This is a genomic window from Luteimonas sp. YGD11-2, assembly GCF_004118975.1.
GTDB lineage: Bacteria > Pseudomonadota > Gammaproteobacteria > Xanthomonadales > Xanthomonadaceae > Luteimonas > Luteimonas muca.
This window is the reverse complement of record NZ_CP035376.1, coordinates 1,210,399-1,224,971: the sequence shown is the minus strand read 5'-3', so window position 1 is coordinate 1,224,971 and position 14,573 is coordinate 1,210,399. Positions and strand designations below refer to the sequence as shown.

General features: G+C 69.5%; 13 protein-coding genes and 2 tRNA genes. 8 read left to right on the top strand and 7 right to left on the bottom strand.

Going from position 1 to position 14,573, the window contains the following annotated elements:
* Nucleotides 1-68 precede the first annotated feature (68 nt).
* On the top strand, nt 69-1,778 hold the full coding sequence (locus ERL55_RS05610; RefSeq protein ID WP_164972122.1) for a diguanylate cyclase: 1,710 nt from the start codon (nt 69-71) through the stop codon (nt 1,776-1,778).
* Here the strand turns inward: ERL55_RS05610 and ERL55_RS05605 are convergent.
* Nucleotides 1,764-2,357 carry a DUF998 domain-containing protein gene (locus ERL55_RS05605; protein WP_164972121.1) on the bottom strand — a complete coding sequence of 198 codons (594 nt, stop codon included), beginning with the start codon at nt 2,355-2,357 and terminating at the stop codon, nt 1,764-1,766. The two genes, ERL55_RS05610 and ERL55_RS05605, sit on opposite strands and share 15 nt — an antisense overlap.
* 120 nt (nt 2,358-2,477) lie before the next feature.
* On the opposite strand from ERL55_RS05605, the gene trxA reads away from it, so the two are divergent.
* The 4 genes from trxA to ERL55_RS05585 all read left to right on the top strand — a co-directional run bounded on the left by trxA (nt 2,478) and on the right by ERL55_RS05585 (nt 6,778).
* Nucleotides 2,478-3,335 carry a thioredoxin gene (trxA, locus tag ERL55_RS05600; RefSeq protein WP_129135545.1) on the top strand — a complete coding sequence of 286 codons (858 nt, stop codon included), beginning with the start codon at nt 2,478-2,480 and terminating at the stop codon, nt 3,333-3,335.
* Between the two features lie 78 nt (nt 3,336-3,413).
* On the top strand, nt 3,414-3,872 hold the full coding sequence (locus tag ERL55_RS05595; protein WP_129135544.1) for a DUF4442 domain-containing protein: 459 nt from the start codon (nt 3,414-3,416) through the stop codon (nt 3,870-3,872).
* 127 nt (nt 3,873-3,999) lie between these two features.
* Nucleotides 4,000-6,033: a bifunctional serine/threonine-protein kinase/formylglycine-generating enzyme family protein gene (locus ERL55_RS05590; RefSeq protein ID WP_164972120.1), complete on the top strand. Its 2,034-nt coding sequence runs from the start codon at nt 4,000-4,002 to the stop codon at nt 6,031-6,033.
* Nucleotides 6,034-6,082: 49 nt separating this feature from the next.
* Complete coding sequence (locus ERL55_RS05585) at nt 6,083-6,778, top strand: DUF502 domain-containing protein (RefSeq protein WP_129135542.1); 696 nt, start codon at nt 6,083-6,085, stop codon at nt 6,776-6,778.
* Nucleotides 6,779-6,861: 83 nt separating this feature from the next.
* Here ERL55_RS05585 and ERL55_RS05580 read toward each other — a convergent pair whose 3' ends face one another.
* The gene (locus ERL55_RS05580) at nt 6,862-7,380 is read right to left on the bottom strand and encodes a hypothetical protein (RefSeq protein WP_129135541.1); all 519 of its coding nucleotides are present in this window, start codon (nt 7,378-7,380) and stop codon (nt 6,862-6,864) included.
* Between the two features lie 16 nt (nt 7,381-7,396).
* Entirely contained in the window at nt 7,397-8,302 is a 906-nt protein-coding gene (gene dapA / locus ERL55_RS05575) for a 4-hydroxy-tetrahydrodipicolinate synthase (protein WP_129135540.1), read from the bottom strand.
* Nucleotides 8,303-8,465: 163 nt separating this feature from the next.
* Between dapA and ERL55_RS05570 the strand changes: the two genes are divergently transcribed.
* From ERL55_RS05570 to ERL55_RS05560, 3 genes are all read left to right on the top strand, one after another.
* Complete coding sequence (locus tag ERL55_RS05570) at nt 8,466-9,032, top strand: glycine cleavage system protein R (protein WP_129135539.1); 567 nt, start codon at nt 8,466-8,468, stop codon at nt 9,030-9,032.
* A gap of 32 nt (nt 9,033-9,064) precedes the next feature.
* Nucleotides 9,065-9,544, top strand: a complete 480-nt coding sequence (locus tag ERL55_RS05565) for a peroxiredoxin (RefSeq protein WP_129135538.1) — start codon at nt 9,065-9,067, stop codon at nt 9,542-9,544.
* A 106-nt stretch (nt 9,545-9,650) separates the two neighbouring features.
* The gene (locus tag ERL55_RS05560; protein WP_129137227.1) at nt 9,651-11,051 is read left to right on the top strand and encodes a PhoH family protein; all 1,401 of its coding nucleotides are present in this window, start codon (nt 9,651-9,653) and stop codon (nt 11,049-11,051) included.
* A 22-nt stretch (nt 11,052-11,073) separates the two neighbouring features.
* Here the strand turns inward: ERL55_RS05560 and ERL55_RS05555 are convergent, their stop codons facing one another.
* The 4 genes from ERL55_RS05555 to ERL55_RS05540 all read right to left on the bottom strand — a co-directional run bounded on the left by ERL55_RS05555 (nt 11,074) and on the right by ERL55_RS05540 (nt 14,543).
* Nucleotides 11,074-12,684 carry an FMN-binding glutamate synthase family protein gene (locus ERL55_RS05555; RefSeq protein ID WP_206733400.1) on the bottom strand — a complete coding sequence of 537 codons (1,611 nt, stop codon included), beginning with the start codon at nt 12,682-12,684 and terminating at the stop codon, nt 11,074-11,076.
* A 105-nt stretch (nt 12,685-12,789) separates the two neighbouring features.
* Nucleotides 12,790-14,076 carry a nucleotide sugar dehydrogenase gene (locus ERL55_RS05550; protein WP_129135536.1) on the bottom strand — a complete coding sequence of 429 codons (1,287 nt, stop codon included), beginning with the start codon at nt 14,074-14,076 and terminating at the stop codon, nt 12,790-12,792.
* Between the two features lie 20 nt (nt 14,077-14,096).
* Nucleotides 14,097-14,183, bottom strand: a tRNA-Leu gene (locus ERL55_RS05545).
* A gap of 286 nt (nt 14,184-14,469) precedes the next feature.
* Nucleotides 14,470-14,543 (bottom strand) — tRNA-Cys (locus tag ERL55_RS05540).
* Between the last annotated feature and the right edge of the window lie 30 nt (nt 14,544-14,573).

Genomic DNA, 14,573 nt, shown 5'->3' with positions numbered 1-14,573 from the left:
CCGGCACCGCCACGAAGCGCGCGGCGGCCCGGGCCGGGGCGGATCGTCCATCTGGCTAGACTATGCCGATGTCCGTACCCCCCTCCCGCACCCGACGCCTGCGCATCCCCGCGGTGGCGATCGCATTGGTGCTGCTGCTGGGCGCGGGCATCGCCGCGGTGATGGGTGTGCGCAGCTTCCAGGCCGCCAGCAACTCGCTCGAACACAGCTATCGGGTGATCAACCTGATCGAGGCCACCGATGCGGCCGTGCGCGCGGCAGAGGCGAACGCGCGCGGATTCCGCAACACCAGCGTGGCCGAGTACCGCCCGCAGGCCTTCGCGGCAATGGCACGGGCCGACCGGCTCGGTGACCAGCTCGTGGAACTGACCGCCGACAACCCGCAGCAGCAGGCGCGCGCGCGCACGCTGGCCGGAGCGATCGCCAGCCACATGGCGGCGATGCAGGTGCTGCTCGACGTCGAGTCGCTCGACGCCACCGACGCCGACGTGCGCCGACGCGATGCCGGGGTGAACCTGCGCCGCGTCGCGGAACTCACCGCGCTCAGCCAGGAAATGCACGCCGTCGAACAGATGCTGCTGCAGCAGCGGCGCGAGCGCAGCGAACGCGAGGCGACGACCCTGGTGCTCTTCATCGTGCTGGCGATGACCATCGCCCTGATCCTGCTGGGCATGCTGCTGGTCGGCCTCGCGCGCGAGAACAGGCGCAGCCGCCAGCTCGAGCGCGAAGCGCGGCATGCGGTGTCCGAACTGCAGCAGGCGCTGGTGCTGCGCGACACCCTCGCCGAGCAGCGGCGCACGCAGAGCGTCTACGCCGGCCTGCTGCAGAGCTGCCAGAGCCGCGATGAACTGATGTCACTGACCATGCGCACGGTGCAGGACCTGGTACCCGGCTCCAGCGGCCGCTGCTACCTGTCCAGGACCTCGCAGAACTTCCTCGAGAGCGCGGCCAGCTTCGGCAACCAGGTGATCAGCAGCGGCGACGTGATCATGCACGAGCAGTGCTGGGCGTTGCGCCGCGGCCAGCCGCACTACACCCGCGGCCGCAGCGGCGGCCTGCGCTGCGAACATATCGACCCCGATACGCCGGTCGAGGGCGTCTCCAGCCTGTGCGTGCCGCTGGTCGCCCAGGGCGCGTCGCTCGGCCTGCTGCACGTCAGTGGCCGCACCAGCGACGGTGTCGAGGACAACGACGCCCCCATCATCATCGCGATCGCCGAGCAGATGGGCATGGCGATCGCCAACCTGCAGCTGCGCGAAACACTGCGCCTGCAGTCGATCCGCGACCCCCTCACCGGACTGTTCAACCGCCGCTATCTGGAGGAGAACCTGGTCCGCGAGATGCTGCGCTGCGAACGCCGGCGCCTGCCGCTGTCGCTGATGATGATCGACATCGACCACTTCAAGCGCTTCAACGACGAGCACGGCCACGCCGCGGGCGACGCGGTGCTCGCGCATGTCGGACGCATCCTGCAGTCGCTGGTGCGCGCCGAGGACCTCGCATGCCGCTATGGCGGCGAGGAATTCACCATCGTGCTGCCGGAAACCGATGCCGCGTCCGCGATCCTGCGCGGCAAGGAGATCTGCCGGGCGATGTCATCGTTGACCATCCGCCACATGGACAGGCCGCTGGGGCCGGTCACCATGTCCATCGGTATCGCCACCGCGCCCCACGACAGCGCCGACGCCGGCCTGCTGCTGGAAATCGCCGATGCCGCGCTGTACCGCGCCAAGGCCCAAGGCCGCGACCGGGTGCTGCACGCCTCAGCGCAGGCCTGAAACGCGCCGCCCGCGGAGCGACCACGCCAGCCAGCCGCCGAACCAGGCAAGCGCGGCCAGCCGCTGGCTCAATGCCGCAGGCCACGGCCAGTGCGGCAGCAACGCCAGCAGCACCAGCAGGGTCGCGATGGTCCAGTCCAGCCGGCGCCCTCGACGATCGCCGGACCCGAGCAGCGCCAGCCCGCTCGCGGCGGCCAGCCACCAGCACGTCCATGCCGCGGCGTGCAGGTATCCCGCGGGCCCGTCGAGTTCGCGCAGGTCGAGCGCGAATACGCCCTGCGCGGCCCAGGCGGTACCGGCCACCAGCAACAGCCGTGCGCCGATCCGGGCGACCCAGCCTGCGGCCGGCGCCAACGCGTTGTAGCGCCAGAGCGCCAGCAGGCATGCCAGCACGCCCGGCAGCACGAAGGCCAGCGCGTTGTAGCCGGCCGCGTGGGGCACGCCGCCAGCGCCCGGCAGGGCCATGGGATGCCCGGTATGCGAAAGCCCCGGCCACCACAGTGCGCCGGACGCGATCGCCACGATCACCAGTAGAAAGGCCAGCGCGGCGCAGGCCGGCGCGAACCGTCGGGGGGACATGGATACGCGGTCGGCAGGCATGCGAAAAACACCGGGGTTCTGTGGGGAAATGCCGGCCACACTTGGATTCCGCCGGCAACGGCACCATTGTCCTTGGCCCGGATCGCCAGGAACAGCCGCATGACCGCACAGCCCGCCCACGTCTTCGACGCCACCGTCGCCAACTTCGAAACCGATGTGCTGCAGAAGTCGATGGAGGTCCCGGTCCTGCTCGATTTCTGGGCGGAATGGTGCGGTCCGTGCAAGACGCTCGGCCCGGTGCTGGAAAAACTCGCGGCCGAATACAACGGCGCATTCCTGCTGGCCAAGGTGGATGTGGACCGCGAACAGCAGATCGCCGCGGCATTCCAGATCCGCTCGGTGCCGACCGTGTTCCTGCTGGTCGGCGGGCAGCCGGTCGACGGCTTTCCCGGTGCGGTGCCGGAAGGCCAGCTGCGCGAACTCCTTGCCCGCCACGGCATCCAGCCGGCGGCAGCGGCCGAGGAGCCGGTCGCGGATGCGCCGCTCGACCCCGTGGCGGAGGTCGCACGCCTGCGCGATGCCGTCTCCGCCGAGCCCGGCAAGGACGAGCTGCGGCTTGATCTGGCAGTGGCGCTGCTGCGTACCGGCGAGACCGACGAGGCCCAGGGCCTGCTCGACGGGCTGCCGGCCGCGCTGGCCACCGACGACCGCAGCGTGCAGGCGCGCGCACGCCTGGGCTTCGCCGCGCTGCTGAAGGGCGCGCCGTCGCGGGCCGAACTCGAGCAGGCCCTCACCGGCAATCCCGCCGACCTGCGCGCCCGTCACCTGCTCGGCGTGCGCGAGATCGTCGAAGGCAATCCGGAGGCCGGCCTGCAGCACTTCATCGAGATGCTGCGCCTGGACCGCGACTACGACAACGGCCTGCCGCGCCGCAGCCTGATCGACGCCTTCCGCGTGGTCGAGGACGCCGAACTGGTGGGCCGCTACCGCCGCCGCATGGCCTCGCTGCTGTTCTGACCGACGCGGCGCCGGTGACGGGCCGCAACCGTACTTGCGCGTATGGCAGAATGTCGCGCCCTGCCCTTCCGTGACGAGATGACGGCCGATCGACTGCGCCTGCTGATGAACCTGTGGCCGCCGTTCCTGTGCACGGGGATCCGCGTCGAACACATCGCACGCGACTGGCGCAGCGCCCGGGTGGCGCTGCGCATGCGGCCGTGGAACCGCAACTACGTGGGCACCCATTTCGGCGGAAGCCTGTTCGCAATGACCGATCCGTTCTGGATGCTTCTGGTCAAGGAAGCGATCGGCCGCGATCACTACGTCTGGGACCGCGCCGGCGGGATCGAATTCCTCAAGCCCGGCCGCGGCACCGTACGCGCGCAGTTCGTGCTCGACGAGGCCACGCTCGCCACCATGCACGCGCAGACCGCCGGCGGCGACAAGTACCTGCACTGGTTCTCGACCGACGTCGTGGATGCGGACGGCGACGTGGTCGCACGCGTGCGCAAGCAGATCTACGTACGCCGCAAGAAGGACCGCCGCCAGGCGTGACCCGCACGATGCGGCATGCGCCTGCGCCGGATCTCCGCTGCAACCGCTGGTGGCGGCGACCGCACGCCACGCGATTCACCACAACCATGGCCGGCGTGGCTATGCTGCGGGCCTGACAGGGGGCGGCATGCAGGACCGGTCCACATTCCACGACGCGGCAACGCCGTTGCCGGAGGTTGCCGGCTACCGGGTGCTGCGCAGGATTGCGGACGGCGGCATGTCGACCGTGTATCTGGCACGGCAGGAATCGCTGGGCCGCGACGTCGCCATCAAGGTGATGCGCCCGGAAGCCCTCGGCGACGAGGTCAGCCGCCGCCGCTTCGAGAACGAGGCGCGAACGATCGGCCGCCTCGACCATCCGCACATCGTCGGCATCCACCAGATCGGCCGCACCGCCGACGACCGCCCATTCTTCGTGATGCCGCACATGACCCGCGGCCACCTCGGCCAGCGCGACCTGGCCGGGGACGAGGCACGTATCCGCGAGATCCTGCGCGCGCTGCTGTCGGCGCTGGCCTATGCGCATGCGCGCGGGGTGATCCACCGCGACGTCAAGGCCGAGAACGTGCTGTTCGACGACGCCGACCGCCCGCTGCTCGCCGATTTCGGCATCGCCCTGCGCCGCGGCTATGGCAGCCGCGTCACCAGTGCCGGGCTCGCGCTGGGCAGTACCGCCTACATGGCACCGGAGCAGGCGCGCGGCGAGGAGGTCGACCATCGCGCCGACCTCTACGCCATGGGCGTACTGACCTGGGAGATGCTCACCGGCAGGCTGCCGTTCGAGGCGCAGGACGCGCTGTCGATGGCGGTGATGCATGCGCAGGATCCGATCCCGCGGCTGCCACCGCACCTGCGTCACTGGCAGAAGTTCATCGACCGTTCGATGGCAAAGTATCCGCTCAAGCGCCACCACGATGCCGCCGACATGCTGCAGGCGCTGGAACGCATCCCGTACGGGCCGCAGCGCAGTTTCTCGCCGCGCGATGCCGCGGCGGCCGGCGTGGCGCGCATGCGCGACCTGCCGCGCGGGGCGTGGATCGTGCTCGGGCTGATCCTGGCCGCCGGCCTCGGCTTCGGCCTGCGCCATGGCGACGACACCGCGCGCGGTTTCTTCCGTGCATCGCAACCGCAACCGGCGGCCGACAGCATGGCTGTGGGTGGCGCCGCAGTGATCGACAACCCCGACGACGCCCTGCTGCGCGCGGCACCGGAATCGGAAGCCAGCACGCTGGTCGAGGACGCACGACGCCAGCTCGAGCAGCGCCGGCTGGTGTCGCCGTCCGACGACAACGCCTACGACAGCCTCGTCGCCGTCGCGCGCATCGCACCCGATCACCTCGAACTGCCGCAGCTGTCCGCACAGCTCGCGCGCGCGCTGGCCACCGACGCGGTGCGCGCCACGAAGAACGGCGACGATGCCGACGCGCGTGCCCGTTTCGAGCGCATCGCCACGCTGGTACAGGCGACCGGTCTCGCCGATGACGATCTCGCCCGGGAGCTGCGGCGGGACACCACTGCCGCGCTCGCCGTGCGCATCGACGCGGCCGCCAGGCGCTTCGATCGCGAGGCCGCGCGCAAGGCGGCTGCACTGGCCGGGGTCGCCAACCTCGACGCGGACGCGCTCGGACGCCTGCGCCGCCAGGCCGAGGCGATCCCTGCGGTGGGCGCGGTGCTGCCGGGCGATCCGGCACGCATGACGGTGGTGCGCAGCGGCGACGGCGCCTACGCGCTCACCCGCCGCCACATCAGCCGCAGCGAGTACGCGCGCTTCGCCGAAGCCACCGGCCGCCCGGCCACGCTGTGCCGCGAGCGTGCCTCGGTGCTGCGGGTGATCGCACGCCGCGACTGGACCGACCCCGGCTTCGAACAGAACAACGCCGATCCCGTCGTCTGCGTCTCGTGGGACGACGCACAGGCGTTCGCGCAGTGGCTGGGCGCGCGCAACGGCCACCGTTACCGCCTCCCCACCACCGTGGAAGCGTCCGGCAGTGCAGCCGCAGTGGGTTCGCGCGCGGTGGCGGAATGGCTGCTCGACTGCGAGGGCGACTGCGTACGGCGCAAGGTGCGTGGCAGCAGCTGGCGACGCGACGAGGACAGCCGCGCGCGCGACGGTGGGCGCGGCTACGACGACGTCGGCTTCCGCCTCGTCCGCGAGCCCTGAGCGCGGTCGCCAACCCGGTAAGCGTGCGCGCAGCCGCTAGACTTCGCGCATGTCCGAATCCATCCCGTTCCACCGCCGCCTGCAGCGGTGGTTCATTGCCGGCCTGCTCACCCTGCTGCCGATCTGGCTGACCTGGGTGGTGGTGAAGTTCGTCTTCGTGCTGTTGAGCGACATCAGCCTGCCGTGGGTGGCGCCGGTGTCGATGCGCATCGCGGCGTGGTTTCCCGACGAGGCCGGTTGGGCCAGCGCGCTGTGGGTACAGAACGCCATCGCGTCGATGGCGACGCTGCTGGCGATCCTGGTGGTGGGCTGGCTGACCCGCCGCGTGGTGGGCCAGAGCCTGCTGCGCGTGTTCGAACGGTTCGTGGCCCGGGTGCCCCTGGCCGGCATCATCTACGGCAGTTCGCGCAAGCTGCTCGACATCCTGCAGACCAAGCCGGGCACCACCCAGCGGGTGGTGCTGATCGACTTCCCGCACGACCAGATGAAATCCATCGGCCTGGTGACCCGGGTGATGCGCGAAGCCGGCACCGGCCGCGAGCTCGCTGCGGTGTACGTGCCGACCACGCCGAACCCGACGTCCGGCTACCTGGAGGTGGTACCGGTCGAAAAGCTCACCCCGACCGACTGGACGGTCGACCAGGCGATGAGCTTCATCATCTCAGGCGGCGCGACGGCGCCGGACACGATCCCGTTCTCGGCACCGGCGACACCCACGCCAACGCCCGCCACCGACGCCCACTGAACGTGGCAGGCCACGCGGTGCCAATGCAAACGGGCGCCGAAGCGCCCGTTGCAGGTTGATCACACCGGGGCGTTACCCCTGCATCACTGGCCCATGCCGGCGCGCAGCTGCGTGATCAGCTGGCTCGGCGCATCGCCCGAAGCCGGCACGCCACGCGGGTCCACTGCGGAGATGTATGCACCGTCGCCGGTCATCGCCACGCGAACCAGGAAGCTGGTGCCCTGGTAGCTGATGTCGTAGGTGCCGAGCAGCTGAGCGCTGCTGGCGATGGTGACGCCATCGATGGTGTTGAGCACTTCGCCCACGCGGGTGAAGATCTGGTCGCGTTCACCGGTCACGCTGAAGCCGGTGGCGCTGGCCACCGGTGCGCGCTGGGTGCCGATCTCGGAGCGGCTGACCGACTGCGTCGCTTCCGGCACCAGCATCGCGCCGTCGGTGCGCGGGCGGTCGAGTTCCGGCGGCACTTCCAGCGGGCGGGTTTCCGGGGCCTGCGCATACATCGCGTTTTCCTTGCGGAACCAGCTGCAACCGGAAGTGCCCAGTACCGCGATGGCCAGGCCGGCAAGAACGGCGGTACGAAGGCGGGTATCGGAACGGGACATCGGGGTCTCCTGCAGGTCAGGACGCGAGTGTATCGCGGCTGGAGCGTTCCAGCGCCTGCGCGAGCTCGAGCGCGCGATCGGCCGCGGCGGCGTGCGCGGGCGACAGCGTGGTCAGCGGCAGGCGCAGGCCATGGCCGATGCCCATCCGCGCCAGCACCGCCTTGACCGGAATCGGGTTGGGCTCGACGCCTGCAAAGGCGTAGAGCGTCTGCAGCTGCGCGTCGAGTGCGTCCGCCTGTGTCCGGTCGCCGCCGGTGGCCAGATCGCACAGGCGCCGGAACGCCGCTGGCACCATGTTCGACACCACCGAGATCACGCCGTCGGCCCCGGCCAGCATGGCCCGTGCCGCCGTCGGGTCATCACCGCTCAGCACCACGAACCCGTCGTCACGCAGTGCCAGCAGCGCCTGCATGCGCTCGTGGGTGGACACCGCCTCCTTGATTCCGACGATCGCCGGATGCCCGGCGAGTTCGGCAACCGTTTCCGGCAGCATGTCGCAGCCGGTGCGCGGCGGCACGTTGTAGAGCAGCACCGGCAGTGCGCCATCGTCGGCGACCGCGCGGAAATGGGCCAGCAAACCGGCCTGGGTGGGACGTACATAGGCGGGGGTCACCACCAGCGCGGCGTCGGCGCCCAGATCGGCCGCGCGCCGGGTCTGCTCGATCGTGCGTGCAGTGGCGGAGTTGCCGGTGCCGACGATCACCGGCACGCGGCCGGCCACCACCTGCACCGCGGTGCGCACCAGCAGGTCGAATTCGGGGTGGTAGAGCGCGGCGGCCTCGCCGGTGGAGCCCGCGACCACGACGCCCTGGGTGCCACCGTCGAGCTGCTGCGCGAGCAGCCGCTTCCAGGCGTCCAGATCGAGTTCGCCGGTGGCCGTGAACGGGGTCGCCAGCGCGGTGATGCTTCCAGTCAGTCGCAAGGTGTCGTGATCCGGTTGATGCGGGTAAAACCCGCGGAAAAGCACGGCATCGCGCCGCGAAGATCGACGATGTTACTTGCGGCCCGGAAGCAGCGGCAAGTATGCTGGCCGCGGCGTCCGGAGCCTTTCCGGACCGCCCCACCCGACTGCCGCGGATGCCGCCTTGACCGATCCAGATCCCGCCTCCCGGCCTGCGCCGAACGAGAACCACCTGCTGATCAACGCCTATACGACGCATCCCAACTCGCCGCTGCTTGCGGTGAGCCGGCGGATCGCCGACAGCGGCTGCAACATGGTCGACGCGCGACTGTCCACGGTGGGCCGCGACGTCTCGGTGACGGCACTGGCCACCGGTTCCTGGGATGCCGTGGCCAAGCTCGAGGCGATGCTGTCGCGGCTGGACCGCGACGAGGGCCTGAAGCTGGTCTGGTATCGCACCGGCCCGAAGCCGATGCAGTCCAACCTGCTGCCGTACGTGGTGGAGGTCATCGCCGCCGACAAGCCCGGCATCCTGTTCCAGCTGGCGGACTTCTTCGACCGCCAGGGCATCACCATCGAAAGCCTGCACTCCTCGCGCTACCGTGCGATGCAGACCGGCGCGGACATGTTCTCCGCGCAGGTCACCATCGGGGTGCCGGCGGACATGCACATCGCGGCGCTGCGCGACGACTTCCTCGAGTTCTGCGACCACCTGAACCTGGACGCGATCATGGACCCGATGAAGTTCTGACCGACGGCATGGACACGCTCGACGGATACCGGATGAAGCCTGGCGACACGCTCGACCGCGCCACCCTCGACCTACCGCTGGCGTTGTCCGGTGGTTCGCAGGCGACGCTCGCCGATTACGCCGGCCGCTGGCTGGTGATCTATTTCTACCCGAAGGATTCGACGCCCGGCTGCACCACCGAGGGCCTCGACTTCAATGCGCTGCTGCCGCGGTTCGAGGCGCTGGACGCGACCATCCTCGGCGTCTCGCGCGACTCGGTGAAGTCGCACGACAACTTCTGCGCGAAACAGGGCTTCCGCTTCGCGCTTGTCAGCGATACGGACGAAGCGTTGTGCCGCGCGTTCGACGTGATCCGCGAAAAGAACATGTACGGGCGCAAGGTGCTCGGCATCGAGCGCAGCACCTTCCTGGTCGATCCCGGTGGCCGCCTCCACACGGCCTGGCGCAAGGTACGCGTGCCAGGTCATGCGCAGGCGGTGCTCGACGCCCTGCAGGCGGCCCGCTCCCAGTGATTCCCCACGCATCGGCCACGTGCCACCGCCCCGCTACGCGGGCCGCGGTGGCCTGCGGCCGTGCGCGTTCCACACCCCTCCCTCCATACGGACACCGTCGATGATGATGACCAAGGGCAAGCGGATCTACGTGCTCGACACCAACGTGCTGATGCACGACCCGACCGCCCTGTTCCGCTTCGAGGAGCACGACGTCTACCTGCCGATGCAGGTCATCGAGGAGCTCGACAACGGCAAGAAGGGCACCTCCGAGGCGAGCCGCAACGCGCGCCAGGTCAGCCGCTTCATCAACGAGCTGATCGAGGAACAGGGCGCCGACCGCATCGCATCCGGGCTCACCCTCAACCGCCCGGGCGCGGTGCAGCTGCGCGGCATCGCCAGCAGCGGCTGCCTGCGCTTCCAGACCACGGTGCCCAGCGAGGACAGGGCCTCGTTCGGTGCGGTCGCGCCCGACAACCGCATCCTCGGCGCCATCCTGCAGCTGCGCCGCGACACGCCGGAAGTCCCGGTGGTGTTCATTTCCAAGGACATCAACCTGCGGATCAAGGCGGCGATCGCCGGCATCCCCAGCGAGGACTACGAGAACGACCGCGCGCTCGACGATTTCAGCCTGCTCTACACCGGCGCCACCGCGTTGCCCGAGGACTTCTGGCAGCGCCACGGCAAGGACCTGAAGTCGTGGACCGACCGCGGCCGCACCTGGTACGAGGTGCGCATGGACGAGGACGACGACTGGCATCCGAACCAGTTCCTCTACCTGCCCGGCGACGAGGACGCCGAATTCCGCGTCACCCGCGTGGAAGGCGACCGTGCGGTGCTGCAGATCGTCGACGACTTCCGCACCAGCCAGCACGGCGTGTGGGGCATCACCGCGCGCAACCGCGAGCAGAACTTCGCGCTCAACGCGCTGATGGACCCCGAGATCGACTTCGTCACCCTGCTCGGCACCGCCGGCACCGGCAAGACCCTGCTGGCACTGGCCGCGGGCCTCGCGCAGGTGATGGACCAGCAGCGCTACCGCGAGATCATCATGACCCGCGCGACGGTCTCGGTCGGCGAGGACATCGGCTTCCTGCCCGGCACCGAGGAGGAAAAGATGACGCCGTGGATGGGCGCGCTCACCGACAACCTCGAAGTGCTCACCCACAACCAGGAAGGCGGCAGCTGGGGCCGCCAGGCCACCAATGACCTGCTCGCCAGCCGCATCAAGATCCGTTCGATGAACTTCATGCGCGGGCGCACCTTCCTGTCGCGCTGGCTGATCCTCGACGAGGCGCAGAACCTGACGCCCAAGCAGATGAAGACGCTGATCACCCGCGCAGGCCCCGGCACCAAGATCGTGTGCCTGGGCAACGTCGAACAGATCGACACGCCCTACCTCACCGAGACCACGTCGGGCCTCACCTACGCGGTCGACCGCTTCAAGGCCTGGGCGCACAGCGCGCACATCACCCTGCGCCGCGGCGAGCGATCGCGTCTGGCGGACTACGCGTCGGAGGTGCTGTAGCGGTCGAAGGGCCGAAGCGCCCTCAGCGCCACCGCACCCCGACCCGCCCCGGTGGCGCAAAGGAATCGCTGCGTGCCGTTGCCCAGAACGTGCGGAACACCGCGTGCTCCGGTTCGCCGTCCAGCAGTTCGCCGGGCTGGAGGAAGCGGTAGAGCGCCGACAGCGAGCTGATCTGCGTCGGCGACACCCGCCGCAGGATGTGTTCCGGGCAGATCTCGGCCGGATGCGACAGGCCAGCGGCCGACACCAGGTCGCGCAGCGCGCGCAGGGTGTTCTCGTGGTAGCGCTGCACGCGCAGCGCCTTGTCGGCGACGTCGAGCTGCTTCCAGCGTGCCGGGTCCTGGGTGGCCACGCCGGTCGGGCACTGGTCGTTGTGACAGCTCAGCGCCTGGATGCAGCCCAGCGAGAACATGAAACCGCGCCCGGAGTTGCACCAGTCCGCACCCATGGCCAGCGTGCGTGCGATGTCGAAAGCGCTGACCACCCGCCCCGCGGCGGCGATCCGCACGCGGTTGCGCAGGCCGATGCCGACCAGGGTGTTGTGCACCAGCATCAGCCCCTCGTGCATCGGCACGCCGACGTGGTCGATGAACTCCGCCGGCGCGGCGCCGGTCCCGCCCTCGGCGCCGTCGACGACGATGAAATCCGGCACGATCCCGGTCTCGAGCATCGCCTTGGCGATGCCGAACCATTCCCATGGATGCCCGATCGCAAGCTTGAAGCCGGTGGGCTTGCCGCCCGACAGTTCGCGCAGCCGGGCAATGAACTCCAGCAGCCCCACCGGCGTATCGAACGCGGAATGATGCGAGGGCGATATGCAGTCCACGCCCTCCAGCACGCCGCGCGCCTCGGCGATCTCGCGCGTCACCTTGGTGCCCGGCAGCAGCCCGCCCTTGCCGGGCTTGGCGCCCTGCGACAGCTTGAGCTCGATCATCCTGACCTGGGGGTCCTGCGCGTTTGCCGCGAACCGCTTCGGATCGAACAACCCCGATGCATTGCGGCAGCCGAAGTAGCCGGAGCCGATCTGCCAGACCAGGTCGCCACCGTGCACGCGGTGATGGCGCGAGATCGAGCCCTCGCCGGTGTCGTGGCAGAAGCCGCCCGCCTTCGCCCCGGCGTTGAGCGCGAGGATCGCATTGGCCGACAACGCACCGAAACTCATCCCCGAAATGTTGAACACGCTGGCCGAATACGGTTGCGCGCAGTCGGGCCCCACTTCCACCCGGAAGTCGTGCTCCTCCAGGTGCAGCGGTCGCAGCGAATGGTTGATCCACTCGAAGTCCACCGCGTACACGCTGTGTTGCGAACCGAACGGACGTACGTCGCTGACCGACTTCGAGCGCTGGTAGACCAGCGCGCGCTGCTGGCGCGAGAACGGCACCTCGGCGGTGTCGCCCTCGATGAAGTACTGCCGCATCTCCGGGCCGATCGATTCCAGCCCGTAACGGAAATGCGCAAGCAACGGGTAGTTGCGGCGCAGGGTGCTGCGCTTCTGCAGCACATCCACGGTGCCGATGGTCGCAAGCACCGCGCCGATGGCCGCACCCCACCACCACTGCGGCCACACCATGCCCAGGCCGACGCCTGCAATGGTCAACGCGATCGTCAACCACCACAGGAGATAGCGGCCGATGCCGGAAGAGATCGAGATAGCCATGGGCGCAGTCTAACGGCGTCGATGTCATCGCCCTGCAGCCGCGACTGTCGTCGGCGCCGCAGCAGCGTACGACGGCTGGCGCTAGAGCCGCCCGTCCACCAGGTCGCGCGGCCACGCCGACTTGACGTCGAAGACCACCGCACCGGGCTTGCCCAGCGCGCGCACGGCGTCGGGCGACCAGTCGCGGAACAACGCATGCGCGACCGCGAGCACGATGGCGTCGTAGCCGCAGGGCTCCGGCGTGGCGACCGGTTCGATGCCATGCATGCGCCGTGCCTCGTCCGGATCGGCCCAGGGGTCGTGCACGTCGACGTCGGCGCCGGCCGTGCGCAGGCCGTCGACCACGTCCATGACGCGGCTGTTGCGCAGGTCCGGGCAGTCCTCCTTGAAGGTCAGCCCCAGCACCAGCACCCGCGCGCCGGCTGCGGGCACGCCGCGCTGACCCAGCAGCCCGACCACTCGCAGCGCCACGTGCGCACCGACGCGGTTGTTGATGCCGCGCGCGGCGAGGATGAGTTCCGGGTGGTAACCCACCGATTCCGACTTGTGGGTGAGGTAGTACGGATCGACGCCGATGCAGTGGCCGCCCACGAGGCCGGGACGGAACGGCAGGAAATTCCACTTGGTGCCGGCGGCTTCGAGCACGTCGAGGGTGTCGATGCCGAGGCGATCGAACATCATCGCCAGTTCGTTGATCAGCCCGATGTTGACATCGCGCTGGATGTTCTCGACCACCTTGGCGGCCTCGGCCACCCGCAGCGACGGCGCACGGTGGGTGCCCGCGGTGACGATGCCGGCATACAGCGCATCCACCACCGCGGCGACTTCCGGCGTCGAGCCCGAGGTCACCTTGGGGATGTCCGCCAGCCGCCGCGTGCGGTCGCCCGGGTTGATGCGCTCCGGGCTGTAGCCGCAGTAGAAGTCCACGTTGAAGCGCAGCCCGGAGCCCGCCTCAAGGATCGGCACGCAGATCTCCTCGGTGGTGCCCGGATACACGGTCGACTCGTAGATCACCAGGTCACCGGGCGCGATCAGCTTCGACAGCAGCGCGCTCGCATCCTGCAGCGGACGCAGGTCCGGGCGTTGCAGTGCATCGATCGGCGTCGGCACGGTAACGATATAGACGTTGCGGTCGCCAAGGTCGTCGGCGTTCGCGGTATAGCGCAGGTGCACCGCGGCGGCGAGTTCGTCGGCCTGCGTTTCGCGCGTGCGGTCGATGCCCACGCGCAGTTCGTCGACGCGCTGCGCATCGATGTCGAAGCCGACGGTGTCGTGGCTGCGTCCGAACGCCGCTGCCAGCGGCAGGCCCACGTACCCGAGTCCGATGACGCCGATGCGGGCCTGGGTGGGATCTGGCGGTGCGGTCAAGGGATCGCCTTCTTCGAGGATGGTGCCCGGACCGGGAATCGAACCCGGAAAGCCTCGCGGCCGGCGGATTTTAAGTCCGCTGCGTTTACCAGTTTCGCCATCCGGGCAGGCGCGCATAGGGTGCCTGAGCGCGACCGGCAGCGGAAGCACGCGATGCAGGACTCGATACCGCTTCGATGCGAAGGGTCCCGCGCGTCCGCTACATCCGCTACATCCGCTTCATCCGCGGCATCCGCCCGATGACGACCATCCGCAGCGGTGCAGGACGTCTCGCCCATGCGCGAACCCCACAACGCAGAAGACCCGCTTGCGCGGGTCTCTGCGGCGACCTCCGCGTGCGTGTCCGCAGCGGTTGGACGCGGGGCTGACGGCCTTGGCCGTTGCCTGTTGTTCTGGAGGCCTGGGTCGGAATTGAACCGGCGTACGCGGATTTGCAGTCCGCTGCATAACCACTCTGCCACCAGGCCGGTGACGCGGTGCGAAGTCTAGCGGAAAGC

Coding starts and splice junctions, on each gene's coding strand:
- ERL55_RS05610 (WP_164972122.1), top strand. CDS start 69: ATGTCCGTACCCCCCTCCCGCACCCGACGCCTGCGCATCCCCGCGGTG.
- ERL55_RS05605 (WP_164972121.1), bottom strand. CDS start 2,357: ATGTCCCCCCGACGGTTCGCGCCGGCCTGCGCCGCGCTGGCCTTTCTA.
- trxA (WP_129135545.1), top strand. CDS start 2,478: ATGACCGCACAGCCCGCCCACGTCTTCGACGCCACCGTCGCCAACTTC.
- ERL55_RS05595 (WP_129135544.1), top strand. CDS start 3,414: ATGACGGCCGATCGACTGCGCCTGCTGATGAACCTGTGGCCGCCGTTC.
- ERL55_RS05590 (WP_164972120.1), top strand. CDS start 4,000: ATGCAGGACCGGTCCACATTCCACGACGCGGCAACGCCGTTGCCGGAG.
- ERL55_RS05585 (WP_129135542.1), top strand. CDS start 6,083: ATGTCCGAATCCATCCCGTTCCACCGCCGCCTGCAGCGGTGGTTCATT.
- ERL55_RS05580 (WP_129135541.1), bottom strand. CDS start 7,380: ATGTCCCGTTCCGATACCCGCCTTCGTACCGCCGTTCTTGCCGGCCTG.
- ERL55_RS05565 (WP_129135538.1), top strand. CDS start 9,065: ATGAAGCCTGGCGACACGCTCGACCGCGCCACCCTCGACCTACCGCTG.
- ERL55_RS05560 (WP_129137227.1), top strand. CDS start 9,651: ATGACCAAGGGCAAGCGGATCTACGTGCTCGACACCAACGTGCTGATG.